This window comes from Actinomadura chokoriensis, assembly GCF_041463665.1.
Classification (GTDB): Bacteria; Actinomycetota; Actinomycetes; order Streptosporangiales; family Streptosporangiaceae; genus Spirillospora; species Spirillospora chokoriensis_A.
The window spans coordinates 1-13,347 of sequence record NZ_JAXCEJ010000010.1; the positions used below are offsets into that span (position 1 = coordinate 1).

Sequence of the window (13,347 nt, forward strand, 5' to 3'; positions counted from 1 at the left end):
CTTTCCTGGCATGCTCCTGTCCCGTCCCCCTTTCGGGTTCGGGTAAGCCATCAGACCCAGAGACCTCCCTTCAAGTCCCTCCCGGCTGAGCCGGGGATATGTCAGAGCGCCTCGTGGCGCAACGGGACCAGACCCACTTGCCGCCGCCGGGGTCGGCGATGACACCGCACTTGGCGGACAGGACCTGGACGATGTGCAGCCCCCAGCCGCCGTTGTCGTCGAAGGCCGCCTCGGACAGATCGAGGTCATCGAGCGTCAGCTCCCGCATCGGCTTGGCCCGGGGGAGTTCGTAGGCGCCATCCCAGACGGCGATGGTCACCCCGTACGAGTCCCGGCTGCACTGGAGGCGGATCTCCTCGCGCGGCGTCTGCCGGGCCGCGTTGGTGACGAGCTCCGAGACGATGAGAAGCGCGTTGTCGAGAATGTGGAAGTAGTCCCATTTGCGAATCCGCGCGTCCACGAGAGTGCGCGCGAGCCCCACCGAGGCGGGCGTGCCCATCAGCGAAATGATCAAATCCCCGGTCACCGTCATCGCCATCGTCCCGTCCTTGTCCGACTTCCCGATTTCGTGTGACAAGGATCACCGGAGATGCCTAGCCTTTGGCTGTGCCCAAGCGGGTTGAAAACTTAGGAGAAGCTATGCCTTCCGTTCGTGAACCCCTGGACCCCAGGGTGTCGATGTGGCACTTCCTAGCTTTCTTCATGCGTTTCATGCGAGAGAAGGCCGACCTGTCGCTCGCTCAATGCGGCGAGATCATCGGGGCTGCCCGATCGACTGTTTCCAACCTGGAGGCGGGCAGGCGGCGCCCACAGGACGACCAGATGCGACTGCTGGACAGGCACTATGGAACGGGTCTGCTTTTTCAACTAATCCTCTGGTTTGCCCGAATGGCTCATGATCCGGACTGGGCGCGACAGTGCATGGAATACGAGAAGCAGTCAACGACGATCAAGACCTACCACGGCAAGGCGATCCCCCGACCGTTCCAAACAGAGGGCTACATTCGCGCGCTTCTCGCAGCGGAGACGGGGGACATCGAGCCTGAGATCACCACGCGTTTGGAGAAGCAACGCTTGATCTTGGAGCGCTCGGACGCGCCTGTGCTGTGGATGCTCGTCGACGAGAGCGTGCTGGCATGTCCCATCGGTGGCCCCCAGGTCATGAAGCAACAACTGGAGCACGTGCTCAAGATGGCCGCCCGGCCGAACGTCATCATGCGTATCGTCCCGACTGCGGCCGGCGCTCATCACGGATTCGACGGTCCGTTCCAAATCATCTGCCTGCCAGAGCGGGATGTCGCCTACGCCGGTGCTCAGAACGGCGGACGCTTGATCGAGAGTCCCATCGAGGTAAGGGACTTTTCGACTAAGTTCGAACGTATCGGTGCGAAGGCCCTACCCGAAGAGGCCTCGCGCGTCCTCGTCGAGCGCTACCTGGAGCAGTACTCATGATCGTTCACTGGCGGAAGAGCAGCCACAGCGGGGGCATCAGTGACCAGCAGTGCGTTGAGTTGGGACGACTTTCACCGGGTGCAGGGATCGGTGTGCGGGACAGCAAGAACCCCCATGAGGGATATCTCACCCTGACCGTGGCCGGGTTCGGCGGTCTGGTCGAGCAGATCAAGCAGCGGTACCCGAGGCGGCGGCCCTGAGCGTGGCCCGGCGCGAGGGCGGGCACGGCCGGGGGGAATAATAAGGGCGGACAGGGGGACAAATCTCCGCCGAGCGGCGATCACCCTCGCGTCCTCGATGCGGCAGTGCGAGGGCGGCTGGTCGTCGACGGCAGTGTAAGGAGAAGAGACCGGAATGACCGTCCCCCAGCAACGACCGGCGGAACCTGAGACCGACCCCGGCACCCCCTCGCCCCCCGCCGCCGACCGCGCGCACCGGATCCGCCGGACCCTGGAGCGGCTCATCGGCGTGGCGGCGACGGAGGGCAACGCCGTGACCCCCCTGCTCAACGGGGACGAGATCTTCCCCGCGATGCTGGAGGAGATCGCCGGAGCACGGCACACCATCGACATGATGACCTACGTGTACTGGCGCGGAGACATCGCTCGCCGGTTCGCCGACGCGCTGTCGGACCGGGCGCGCGAGGGCGTGCGGGTCCGCCTGCTCCTGGACGGCATCGGCAGTTGGCAGATCGAGAGGGATCTACTGGACCAGATGGACCGGGCGGGCGTCACGGTCAGATGGTTCCGCAAACCCATGACCCGCTCCCCGTTCAAGCAGAATCACCGCTGCCACCGCAAAGTGCTCGTCGTGGACGAGCGGACGGCGTTCACCGGGGGAGTCGGCATCGCGGAGGAATGGTGCGGTGACGCCCGCGACGAGCACGAGTGGCGGGACAGCCACTTCCGGGTGCGCGGGCCCGCGGTGGACGGCGTCGCGGCCGCGTTCGCCCAGAACTGGGCCGAGTGCGACGACGCGCTGTTCGACGACCGCGACCGCTTCGGCGTCCACGAGGCGGCCGGTGACGCCGTGGTGCAGGTCGTTAGGGGATCGGCCAGTCTCGGCTGGCAGGACATGCAGACCCTCTTCAGGGTCGTCCTCCAGCTGGCGGAGCGGCGGCTGCGGGTGGCCTCCGCCTACTTCGCCCCTGATACCTACTTCATCGATCTGATGTGCGAGACGGCCCGCCGCGGCGTCGAGGTGGAACTGCTCCTGCCGGGCCCGCACGCCGACAAGCGGGTGAGCCGCCTGGCGAGCCAGCGGCACTACGAGACGCTCCTGGGCTGCGGTGTGCGCATCTACCAGTACCAGCCGTCCATGCTGCACACCAAGATCATCACCGTGGACGGGATGGTCTCCCTGCTCGGCTCGACGAACTTCAACCGGCGGTCCCTCGACCACGACGAGGAGGTCATGCTCGCGGTGATCGACGAAGACCTGACCGCGACGCTCGACGCTCACTTCGACGCGGACCTCGCCCGCAGCGAGCGGGTCGATCACGCGCGCTGGGCCCGGCGTTCCCTGCCCCAGCGCGCCAGGGAACTGTCGATCACCCCTATCCGCCGCTTCCTTTAGCCCCTATGGACCGGGTCAGGTCGACCCGGTCCATAGGGAGCGGTGCTGGGTGAAGGCAGTGCCCCATGGGTCGATGTGCGTGCCGGCCGGGTGGCGCGGAGCGGAGCACGGCCCTCCTCGTCGTCGAGGGCGTCGCCGAACGGGTGGAACTCCGCGAGGTAGACGAACCCGCCAGGACGCACCGGGGACGTGCTGCGCCGAGCCCAGGGTTTCGGTGGTTCCTATCGGGGTTCCGTGCCCGGAGTTCGGTCAATTGTGGTGGGGGCGGCGCTGCGTACGGGGCCCCCCTCCAAAGTCAAGGGCGCTTCGCGTCGCTTCGCGATGGACTTCGTCCACCCTTGACTTCGGAGCCTCTGCGACCCCTGAGCGCAGCTTTTCGTCGGGCAGGCTCCGCCTGCCCTCTGCCCGACGCGCCGCCCCCACCCGTCCAAGAGTCGTGTTCGGCTGCTTCGTCCCGCCGAGGTGTCACCTTGCGGAAAGGGAGAGGGGCTGCAGGTCGAAGCGGCATTTCAGGTGGACGAGCCGGCGCCCGGTGGCGTCCCCCGACCTCGGGGAGCCCGAACGGACGCAGGATCTGCATGCCGGCCCTGAACCCGGCCAGGTCGTAGAAGTCACTGGCCACATGGATCGGGAGGCTCGTCCCAGAGCGCCCTGTTGGTCGTGAGGTAGTCGGCATCGTCCGTCATGGTCGCGAGCATAGGCACTCGGAAACCAGGTGATCGACGCCATTTCGGGACGCCAGCCATGGCCGCGAGTGTGAACCCACCCCGAGCCTCTGGGCCTCAGGCGGCGCGCAGCTGGGGCGGCGGGGGGTGTTCGGGTTCGGCGGGCGGGTCGGCTCCGGGTGGGTGGAGCCGGTAGGTGTAGCGGCCGTCTGCTTCCGTCGTGATGCGGAGCCGCTCTGGATTGGCGTGCTTGTAACGGTTATGCCATCCGCAACACAGTGCGAGCCGGTCGATGTCGGTGGGGCTGCGGCCGAGGGCCCAGCCGTTCACATGATCGACTTCGCACAGTGCACCGGGGACCTCACAGCCCTGCACCGCACACGTCGGGTAGAGGGTCTCCAGGACCTGGCGTTGGGGGCCGCTGGCGAAACGGACCCTGTGGCCCAGGTAGAGGGGTGCGTGGCCGCGTCCCAGCAGGAGAGGTGAGACGCCCGCGCTGAGGGCGATGCGGCGGGCTTGCGTGGCGGGGATCGGGGTGCCGTCGGTGAGGCGCGCGGGGGCCTGGCCACCGGTGAGGGTGTCGAGGTCGCAGATGACGGTGACCTTGGTGGCGCGGTGGCCGCCCGACAGCACGGAGCTGAGAGCGGCCGCCGTGCGTTCGGACAGGTCACGATGGTCGTCGACGCCGGCGGGCTTGGCCAGGGGACCGAGCGTGCCATCCCAGATGGCGGCGTCTTCGGCGTTCAGCCAGCCCTTGACGTAGCGACCGCCGTCCAGTGAACGGGAGGTATCGATCCAGGACCGCTCGTAGCCGTGCCGGGTGTCGGAGTCGGCCCGTTCAGTGCCGTCGCGCTCGGCGATGACGTCTCGGACCCGCTTGCCGAAGGAGGCCACCTTCCCGGCGGAGAAGCCCTGGTCGACCATCTCGAGCAGAATCTGTTCCGCTGCCCGGCAGTCCGCGTCGTCGAGGCGGACGACCGCATCGGCGATGGTCGAGGCGTAGCCGAGCGAAAGGTCGCTTGCAGCCCAGCGGGTGGTGACCTGGGTCAGGCGGTGCCGCTGGCGGGCCAGGTTCAGGCGTTCTCTGGCGCGGGATTCGCGCATGCCCAGCCGCGACCGCAGCCATGACCTGGTGGACGGGAACCCCCACCGCTGCGCTTCCCTGTGCCGGTCCACGACGTCGACGAACCCGGAAAGGGCCGCCTCTTGCATATCAGTGGCGGTGGTGAGTGTTTCGGTGAGTTCCATGCAGGCCGCCGCCGATTCGGGCGCGTCACGGCGGGCGAGTTCGGCGGCGATCGCAGACGCGGCGCTCACCAATTCCATGGTGGACGCCCCGTCAAGGTCGACCGTGACTGAACTCATATGAATATGATACCTGCTTGGCCGCGATATTGCACCCCACGACCCAAATTCAGACCCCTAAAATTGCGCACCAAAGAGCCGTCCCCCGAAATGCACCTATTGCGCCTATTGCTCATACTGGACTTTATGGGCCCTGGCTGCCAGCCTTCTGTGCAGGGGTGACACCTCGGCGGAACGAAGCAGCCGAACACGACTCTTGGACGGGTGGGGGCGGCGCGTCGGGCAGAGGGCAGGCGGAGCCTGCCCGACGAAAAGCTGCGCTCAGGGGTCGCAGAGGCTCCGAAGTCAAGGGTGGACGAAGTCCATCGCGAAGCGACGCGAAGCGCCCTTGACTTTGGAGGGGCGGCCCCGTACGCAGCGCCGCCCCCACCACAATTAATCGAACTCCGAACTTCGGGCACGGAACACGCGCAAACCTCCGACAGGAACCACCGGGAACGCCAGAACAGCGAAACATCAACACCGGATCACCAAACCACCGGATCAATAGAACTGGCACGCTTGGTGCCCGATGAAGGTTCATAGGGAGGAGAAGCGGTGCTGGGTGAACGTGGTTCCGTCCACCAGCAGGTCAGCGCGCGCACGTGTGGCGTCGGTGCTGAAGTGAGCCTGTTCGCGGACGGCCCAGGCGTCCCACGCGTCCGCGTGTTCGGGGCCGTCGCGGTCGAGGGCGCGGGCACGGCGGAGGTCGTGGGGCGCGTCGATCCAGATGCGGTAGGCGGCGGGCGACCCGGCCCAGGCCGCCCCGACACCCTCGATGAACAGCACCGGCACGGGTGGGATCTCCTCCTCGGGACCGTAGCGGTCGTGATGCCAGTCGTAGCGGCGCAGCAGAGCGGGCCGCCCCTCACAAAGCCGGTCGAGGACCGCGCTGCGGAGAGGCTCCCACCAGGTGAGCGGGTCCGCGTCCCACGGCACCCGGAAATCGTCCGAGCGGATCACGGGCGCGCCGACCAGCACCTCGGCCAGGTGACCGGCGAACGTCGACTTGCCGGCGCCGCTCGGGCCGTCCACCGCGATCAGGCGCGCGGGGCCGCAGGACGGCGGCAGCGCGAGCAGGCGCGCGGCGAGCGCCGGGTAGGTCATGGCGGTGTGCGGCACGGACGGCATACTTCCAGGTGCCCTACCCGCTTCCAGACGCCCTGCCCGCGAACTGCCAGACGCCCTGCCCGCGAACTGCCAGATGCCCTGCCCGCGAACTTCCAGATGCCCTGCCCGCGAACTTCCAAGCCCTGCCCTCTAAGGAGGACCTCCTTGCCCGGACCGCTCGAAGGCGTCCTGATCGTGGACCTCAGCCGCGTGGTGGCGGGCCCGCAGGCCACCATGACGCTCGCCGACCTCGGTGCCCGGGTCATCAAGGTCGAGCAGCCCGGAGGCGGGGACGAGACCCGCGGCTGGGGGCCGCCGTTCGCGGGCGACGACCAGGTCAGCACCTACTACCTGTCCATCAACCGGAACAAGGAGTCGATCACCCTCGACCTCAAGTCGGACGAGGGCGCGGAGACCCTGACAAGGCTCGTCCGGCACGCCGACGTGCTCGTGGAGAACTTCCGGCCGGGCGTCCTCGATCGGCTCGGTTTCCCGGTCGAGCGCCTGCACGAGCTGAATCCGGGGCTGGTCGTGCTGTCCATCACCGGGTTCGGGCACGACGGGCCGGAGGGCGGACGTCCCGGCTACGACGCGATCGTGCAGGGCGAGGCGGGCATCATGAGCGTGACGGGCCCGCCCGGCACGCCGAGCAAGGTCGGGCTGTCGATCGCGGACATCCTCGCGGCGGGCAACGGGGTCGCAGGGGTGCTGGCGGCGCTGTACGAGCGGACCCGCACCGGCCGCGGAACGGTCGTCCGCACGTCGCTGCTGGCGTCGGTCGTGGGCGCCCACATGTTCCAGGGGACGCGTTGGACCGTCGCCCGCGACGTCCCCGAATCGGTGGGCAACGACCACCCGTCCATCGCTCCGTACGGGACGTTCCGCTGCAAGGACGGGCAGCTCCAGATCGGCGTCGCGAACCAGAACCTGTGGCGGCGGTTCGCGCCGCTCGTCGGCCTCGACCCCGACGACCCGCGCTACGCGACGATCCCGGACCGTGCGGCGCGTCGCCCGGAGCTGACCGCCGACATCGAGGAGGTCCTCGCGGGCGACACGCGCGACGCCTGGCTCGCCCGGCTGGACGAGGCCGGGGTGCCCGCCGGTGCGATCCGGTCGATCGACGAGGTCTACGAGTGGGAGCAGACCCGGTCGCAGGGCCTCGTCATCGAGGTCGACCATCCGCGGCTCGGCCGGATCGAGCTGCCCGGCCCCCCGCTGCGCTTCGACGGCGCGCCGCGACGCGAGCACACCGCGCCGCCGCTGCTCGGCGAGCACACCGACGCGGTACTGGCCTGGCTGGAGGAGAAGGAGAGGGGCGAGTGATGGACCTGCTCGGCGAGACCGGCGGCCCGGTGCGGATCGCCGGACGGGAACTGCCGCGCGACGAACTGCTCGGCTGGGCGTCCGCCGTCGCCGCGGAGATCGCGGGCGCCGACGCCGTCGCCGTGCACGCCACGGCGTCCCTGGAGACGGTGGCGGCGGTCCTCGGCGGACTCCTCGCGGGTGTCCCCGTGGTGCCGCTGCCGCCCGACTCGGGCCCCGCCGAACGCGCCCACATCCTCGGCGACTCGGGCGCGAGCATGATCCTCGCCGCGAGCGACGTGAGACAGGCGGCGGGCGAACCGCCCCTCCTCCCGGTCGACCGGCTGCCGCGCGACGGCGGCGGCGGAACGGGCGTCCCCGCCGATGCGACCGCGCTCATCCTCTACACGAGCGGCACCACGGGTGCGCCGAAGGGCGTTCTCATCTCGCGGAGTGCGATCGCCGCCGGGCTCGACGCGCTCGCCGAAGCCTGGGCGTGGACGCCCGGCGACGTCCTCGTCCACGGGCTGCCCCTCTTCCACGTGCACGGGCTCGTCCTCGGCGTGCTCGGGGCCCTGCGGGTGGGGTCGCCGCTCGTCCACACGGGCCGTCCTAAGCCCGAGCTGTACGCGGCCGCCGCGCAGGACGACGGCGGCAGCCTGTTCTTCGGCGTCCCTACCGTCTGGTCGAGGACGGCGGCGGACCCGTCCACCGCCGAGGCCCTCCGCAGCGCCCGGCTTCTCGTCTCCGGCAGCGCGCCCCTGCCCGTGCCCGTCTTCGAGCGGCTGGCCGGACTCACCGGGCACCGTCCCGTCGAGCGCTACGGGATGACCGAGACCCTCATCACGGTCAGCGCGCGCGCCGACGGCGACAGGCGCCCCGGTTTCGTCGGCACCCCGCTGCCCGGCGTCGAGACCCGCCTCGTCGCCGAGGACGGATCCGCCGTCCCGGACGACGGAGAGACGCCCGGCGAGCTGCACGTCCGCGCGCCGCTGCTGTTCAAGGGCTACCTCAACCGCCCCGAGGCGACCGCGGAGTCGTTCGCGCCGGACGGCTGGTTCCGCACCGGCGACATCGCGAGCATCGGCCCGGACGGCTGGCACCGCATCGTCGGCCGCGCGTCCACCGATCTGATCAAGAGCGGCGGCTACCGGATCGGCGCCGGCGAGGTCGAGAACGCGCTGCTCGCGCATCCCGCCGTCCGGGAGGCGGCCGTCGTCGGCACCCCCCATGACGACCTCGGCGAGCAGGTGACCGCGTACGTCGTCGCCGACGGCGTCGGCGAACACGGGCTCATCGACTTCGTCGCCGAGCGGCTGTCGGCGCACAAGCGTCCCCGTGTCGTCCACCTGGTCGACTCGCTGCCGCGCAACGCGATGGGCAAGGTCGTCAAGACCCGCCTGGGCGAACTCTAGGACGCCACCCCGCCGGGGCCTTCACCCGTCTGCGACCACCGCTCCGCGACCACCGCTCCGCGACCACCGCTCCGCGACCACCGCTCCGCGACCACCGCTCCGCGACCGTCCCCGTCATGCTCCCGTGTGCGCCGGGACGCCGGGCCTAGGCTGGTGACCATGAGAGAGCCACTGGTCGAGCGCATGCAGGGTTTCGGCGAAACGATCTTCGCCGAGATGTCGGCCCTCGCCGTCCGGACCGGCGCCATCAACCTGGGGCAGGGCTTCCCGGACGAGGACGGCCCCGCCGGGGTGCTCGACGCGGCGGTGGAGGCCATCCGCTCGGGCGGTAACCAGTACCCGCCCGGTCCCGGCCTGCCCGAGCTGCGCGAGGCGGTGGCGGCGCAGCGGCTCGACCGGTACGGGCTGGAGTACGACCCGGCGATCGAGGTGTTCGTGACCGTGGGCGCCACCGAGGGCGTCGCCGCGTCGGTGCTCGCGCTCGCGGGGCCGGGCGACGAGGTCATCGTGTTCGAGCCGTACTACGACTCCTACGCGGCGGTGATCGCGCTCGCCGGGGCCGTCCGGAGGCCCGTCACGCTGCGTCCCGTGGAAGGGCGCTTCACGTTCGACCCCGACGCGCTGCGCGCCGCCGTCGGCCCCCGCACGCGCGCGATCCTGGTGAACTCGCCGCACAACCCGGCGGGCACCGTGTTCACGCGGGATGAGCTGGAGGCCATCGCCGGCGTCTGCCGCGAGCACGACCTAATCGCGATCACCGACGAGGTCTACGAGTACCTCACGTTCGACGAAGCCGGGCACATCCCCCTCGCCACGCTCGACGGGATGCGGGAGCGGACGGTGTCGGTGTCGTCCGCGGGCAAGTCGTTCTCCGTCACCGGATGGAAGACCGGCTGGGTGACAGCGCCCGCGCCCCATGTCCGTGCCGTCCAGACGGTGAAGCAGTTCCTCACCTATGCGGTCAGCGCCCCCTACCAGCGGGCCGCCGCGTACGCGCTGCGCAACGAGATCCCGTGGGTGGAGGAGCTGCGCAAGTCGCTCCAGGGCAAGCGGGACCGCCTCATCACCGGGCTGGAGGCGGCCGGGTTCACGACCTACCGGCCGCAGGGCACGTACTTCGTGCAGGCCGACATCCGGCCGCTCGGCTTCACCGATGGGATGGAGCTGGCCCGCGCCCTGCCGGAGAAGGCGGGCGTCGTCGCGATCCCGACGCAGGTGTTCTACGACCACGCCGACGCCGGCGCCCACTTCGTCCGGTTCGCGTTCTGCAAGAAGGACGAGGTCATCGACGAGGCCGTGGAGCGCCTCGCCCGCCTCCGCTGAGAAGCATGCCACGTTCCGGAAGGCGACGGGCCGGCCGGACTCGCTGGACGACAGCGCCCGACCGGTTGGGCGGAGGTTGCCGAACGGGCGGCGTTGCTTGGGCTGGTTTCGCCCATGAGCGCCGCCCGCCGCACGGGTTAGCGTCCGTCCGTGACCTGGAACGGCGGGACGCTCGACGGCGAGCGGGTCCTGATCGCGCTCGGCGGCAACGCCATGACCGCACCGGACGGCAGCGCCGCGCCGGACGCGCAGGCGGCGGCGATCGAGGCCGCGATGGCGCGCGTGGCGGGGCTGGTCGCGGCGGGCGCGCGGGTGGCGCTCACGCACGGCAACGGCCCGCAGGTCGGCAACCTGCTGATCAAGAACCAGCTGGCGGCCGGGGTGGTGCCGCCCGTCCCGCTGGACTGGTGCGGCGCGCAGACCCAGGCCACCGTCGGCGTAATGATCATGAACGCGCTGGACCGGGCGCTGGCCGCGCGGGGCGCCGCCCGCCCGGTGGCCACGGTGGTGACGCGCACGCTCGTGGACGGGGCCGACCCCGGGTTCGGCGCCCCCGCCAAGCCGATCGGACGCTACTTCCCGGAGGAGCAGGCGCGCCGGTCGATGGCGCTCGGCGAGACGTGGCGGTCGTTCGGCGAGCGCGGCTGGCGGCGCGTCGTCGCCTCGCCCGAGCCGCTGGAGATCCTCGACGCCGGCGCGGCGGCGGCGCTGCTGGACGCGGGCCACGTCGTGGTCGCGGCAGGCGGCGGGGGAGCGCCCGTGGTGCGGGTGGACGGGACGCTGCGCGGCGTCGAGGCCGTCGTCGACAAGGACCTCGCGGCGCAGCTGCTGGCCCGCCGGCTCGGCGCGTCCGTCCTGGTGATCGCCACGGACGTGGAGGGCGCGATGACCGGGTTCGGGACGCCGCGGGCGCGCCCGCTGCACCGCACCACGGCCGCGGAGCTGGCCGCGCTGGCCGCCGCCGGGCACTTCGCCGGCGGCAGCATGGGCCCGAAGGTGGAGGCGGCGCGCCGGTTCGTCGCGTCCGGCGGCCGGCGGGCGGCGATCGCGTCGCTGGCCCGGCTCGGCGACGCCGCCCGCGGTGAGGCGGGGACGGTCGTCGAGGCGTGACCCACCGGGACCGGCAGGGTAGAGATCGATTCGACCGAGCAGCTGAGGAGCGATGACGTGCCCGATCCGATCGAAGTCCGCAAGATCCCCATCGAGAGCGTGACCGACGCGTCCGGGCTGGCCCGGCTGATCGACGACGGCGTCCTGGAGGCCGACCGGGTCCTCGCCGTCGTCGGCAAGACCGAGGGCAACGGCGGCGTGAACGACTACACGCGGCTGCTGGCCGACCGGGCGTTCCGCGAGGTGCTGCTCGCCAGGGGGACCCGGACGGCGGACGAGGTGGCGCGCGTCCCCCTCGTCTGGTCCGGCGGCACCGACGGCGTCCTCAGCCCGCACGCGACCGTCTTCGCGACCGTCGACCCGGCGACGGCGCCGGGGTCGCCGGCCGGTTCGGACGAGCCCCGCCTGTCGGTGGGCGTCGCGATGAGCGACGTCATCCTGCCCGAGGACATCGGCCGTCCCGCGATGGTCGAGACCGTCGCCGGCGGCGTCCGCGAGGCCATGAAGATCGCCGGGATCGACGACCCGGCCGACGTCCACTACGTCCAGACGAAGACGCCGCTGCTCACCCTCGACACGATCAACGACGCGAAGTCGCGCGGCCGCGACGTCGTCACCGACGACACGCTCAAGTCGATGGACATCTCCAACTCGACCACCGCGCTCGGCATCGCCGTCGCGCTCGGCGAGATCAGCATGCCGTCGGCGGAGCAGATCCACAGGGACCTCTCGCTGTACTCGTCGGTGGCGTCGTGCTCGTCCGGCGTCGAACTCGACCGCGCGCAGATCGTCGTCGTCGGGAACGTGCGCGGCATCGGCGGCCGCTACCGGGCCGGACACGGTGTGATGAAGGACGCACTCGACGCCGACGGCATCTGGGACGCGGTGAGGGCCGCCGGCCTCGACCTGCCCGAGCGGCCCCGCACGTCCGACCTCGGCGACCGGCTCGTGAACGTGTTCATCAAGTGCGAGGCCGACCCGGGCGGCTCGGTCCGGGGCCGCCGCAACATCATGCTCGACGACTCCGACGTGCACTGGCACCGGCAGATCAAGGCGTGCGTCGGCGGCGTCGCCGCGTCCGTCACCGGCGACCCGGCGGTGTTCGTGTCGGTCGCGGCCGTCCACCAGGGGCCCTCCGGCGGCGGCACCGTCGCCGCCATCGCCGACCTCGGGTGACCGGGCGGCCACGAACAGTATCCGAATAGGTAGGCGCAGCGGTCACCGGAGGTTATAGCCTTCCTGCCGTGTCCGGACTGACCATTCCCGAACCACTGATCCCGGGAGACGACGGAAGCGCCGACCCCCGGCTGTGCGAAGCGCTCACCGGGTTCGCGGCCGGGCGCGTCGGCGCGCACACGGTGCTGCGGCGGCTGCAGGGGGCCCGGCTGCTCGTCCCGATCGTCGCGGTCCTCACCGAGGAGGAGGAGGTCGCGCCCGGCGAGCCGCGCCGGGAGAAGTCGAGCGAGATGGCGCTGCCCACGCTGATCGGCGACGACGGGCGGCGCGGCGTGCTCGGCTTCACCTGCTCGGAGACGATGAGGGCGTGGCGCGCCGACGCCCGCCCCGTGACGGTGCGCGGCGGCGACGCGTGCCGCGCCGCCCTCGACGAGGGCGCCGACGCCCTGGTCGTGGACGTGGCGGGCCCGGTCCCGTTCGCCGTGGACGGCCTGCGCCTGCACCTGCTCGCCGAGGGCCGGCCCATCCCGCCGCCGCACGAGGACCCGGACGTCCTCGCCGCGGTCGAGGCCGCGTTCGGCTCCGACCCGTCCGTGACCGGCGTCCGGGTCATCGAGGGGACGTCCGCCGAGGTCGCGGTGCGGTTCGCCGTCGTGGACGGGCACGACGAGCGCGTCACCGTCCAGCGGGTCTCCGACCGGCTCGCCGAGGTGCTGCGCGGCCGGATCGTCGGCGGCGTCGAACTGAACGTCCTGCGACGGTAATCCGCTCGCGCCGACGCCGCCGGTCCGGCAGGCTGTCGGCATGTTCGACACCGGGCGAGGTCCCGGGCGGCCCTAGGCTTCATCCGACCGCCGCCATTGGAGACTCCCGTG

At 71.0% G+C, this 13,347-nt stretch carries 12 protein-coding genes; 9 read left to right on the forward strand and 3 right to left on the reverse strand.

Features of this window, described 5'->3' with window-relative positions:
- Window positions 1-70: 70 nt before the first annotated feature.
- Entirely contained in the window at window positions 71-538 is a 468-nt protein-coding gene (locus SM418_RS17220) for an ATP-binding protein (protein WP_371941837.1), read from the reverse strand.
- Between the two features lie 101 nt (window positions 539-639).
- Here SM418_RS17220 and SM418_RS17225 point away from each other — a divergent pair, with 101 nt between their 5' ends.
- From SM418_RS17225 to SM418_RS17235, 3 genes are all read left to right on the forward strand, one after another.
- On the forward strand, window positions 640-1,452 hold the full coding sequence (locus tag SM418_RS17225; RefSeq protein WP_371941839.1) for a helix-turn-helix domain-containing protein: 813 nt from the start codon (window positions 640-642) through the stop codon (window positions 1,450-1,452).
- A complete protein-coding gene (locus SM418_RS17230; protein WP_371941841.1) occupies window positions 1,449-1,652 on the forward strand; it encodes a DUF397 domain-containing protein in 204 nt (67 codons plus the stop codon). Before SM418_RS17225 ends, SM418_RS17230 begins: the two co-directional genes overlap by 4 nt.
- Window positions 1,653-1,806: 154 nt before the next feature.
- Window positions 1,807-3,027 (forward strand): phospholipase D-like domain-containing protein, encoded by a 1,221-nt coding sequence (locus SM418_RS17235; RefSeq protein WP_371941842.1) that lies wholly within the window; start codon window positions 1,807-1,809, stop codon window positions 3,025-3,027.
- Between the two features lie 782 nt (window positions 3,028-3,809).
- On the opposite strand, the gene SM418_RS17240 is transcribed toward SM418_RS17235, so the two are convergent.
- Both SM418_RS17240 and SM418_RS17245 read right to left on the reverse strand, forming a co-directional pair.
- On the reverse strand, window positions 3,810-5,057 hold the full coding sequence (locus tag SM418_RS17240) for an HNH endonuclease signature motif containing protein (RefSeq protein ID WP_371941844.1): 1,248 nt from the start codon (window positions 5,055-5,057) through the stop codon (window positions 3,810-3,812).
- Between the two features lie 519 nt (window positions 5,058-5,576).
- Entirely contained in the window at window positions 5,577-6,167 is a 591-nt protein-coding gene (locus tag SM418_RS17245) for a uridine kinase family protein (protein ID WP_371941846.1), read from the reverse strand.
- Window positions 6,168-6,311: 144 nt separating this feature from the next.
- Between SM418_RS17245 and SM418_RS17250 the strand changes: the two genes are divergently transcribed.
- The 6 genes from SM418_RS17250 to SM418_RS17275 all read left to right on the forward strand — a co-directional run bounded on the left by SM418_RS17250 (window position 6,312) and on the right by SM418_RS17275 (window position 13,236).
- The gene (locus tag SM418_RS17250) at window positions 6,312-7,469 is read left to right on the forward strand and encodes a CaiB/BaiF CoA transferase family protein (protein ID WP_371941848.1); all 1,158 of its coding nucleotides are present in this window, start codon (window positions 6,312-6,314) and stop codon (window positions 7,467-7,469) included.
- Window positions 7,469-8,863 (forward strand): acyl-CoA synthetase, encoded by a 1,395-nt coding sequence (locus SM418_RS17255; protein WP_371941850.1) that lies wholly within the window; start codon window positions 7,469-7,471, stop codon window positions 8,861-8,863. Before SM418_RS17250 ends, SM418_RS17255 begins: the two co-directional genes overlap by 1 nt.
- 159 nt (window positions 8,864-9,022) lie before the next feature.
- The gene (locus SM418_RS17260; RefSeq protein ID WP_371941852.1) at window positions 9,023-10,186 is read left to right on the forward strand and encodes a pyridoxal phosphate-dependent aminotransferase; all 1,164 of its coding nucleotides are present in this window, start codon (window positions 9,023-9,025) and stop codon (window positions 10,184-10,186) included.
- Window positions 10,187-10,336: 150 nt separating this feature from the next.
- Window positions 10,337-11,296 (forward strand): carbamate kinase, encoded by a 960-nt coding sequence (locus SM418_RS17265; protein ID WP_371941853.1) that lies wholly within the window; start codon window positions 10,337-10,339, stop codon window positions 11,294-11,296.
- A gap of 57 nt (window positions 11,297-11,353) precedes the next feature.
- Window positions 11,354-12,472 carry a barbiturase gene (bar, locus tag SM418_RS17270; RefSeq protein ID WP_371941855.1) on the forward strand — a complete coding sequence of 373 codons (1,119 nt, stop codon included), beginning with the start codon at window positions 11,354-11,356 and terminating at the stop codon, window positions 12,470-12,472.
- Window positions 12,473-12,540: 68 nt separating this feature from the next.
- Window positions 12,541-13,236 (forward strand): SseB family protein, encoded by a 696-nt coding sequence (locus SM418_RS17275; RefSeq protein ID WP_371941856.1) that lies wholly within the window; start codon window positions 12,541-12,543, stop codon window positions 13,234-13,236.
- Window positions 13,237-13,347 lie beyond the last annotated feature (111 nt).

Coding starts and splice junctions, on each gene's coding strand:
- SM418_RS17220 (WP_371941837.1), bottom strand. CDS start 538: ATGGCGATGACGGTGACCGGGGATTTGATCATTTCGCTGATGGGCACG.
- SM418_RS17225 (WP_371941839.1), top strand. CDS start 640: ATGCCTTCCGTTCGTGAACCCCTGGACCCCAGGGTGTCGATGTGGCAC.
- SM418_RS17230 (WP_371941841.1), top strand. CDS start 1,449: ATGATCGTTCACTGGCGGAAGAGCAGCCACAGCGGGGGCATCAGTGAC.
- SM418_RS17235 (WP_371941842.1), top strand. CDS start 1,807: ATGACCGTCCCCCAGCAACGACCGGCGGAACCTGAGACCGACCCCGGC.
- SM418_RS17240 (WP_371941844.1), bottom strand. CDS start 5,057: ATGAGTTCAGTCACGGTCGACCTTGACGGGGCGTCCACCATGGAATTG.
- SM418_RS17245 (WP_371941846.1), bottom strand. CDS start 6,167: ATGCCGTCCGTGCCGCACACCGCCATGACCTACCCGGCGCTCGCCGCG.
- SM418_RS17255 (WP_371941850.1), top strand. CDS start 7,469: ATGGACCTGCTCGGCGAGACCGGCGGCCCGGTGCGGATCGCCGGACGG.
- SM418_RS17260 (WP_371941852.1), top strand. CDS start 9,023: ATGAGAGAGCCACTGGTCGAGCGCATGCAGGGTTTCGGCGAAACGATC.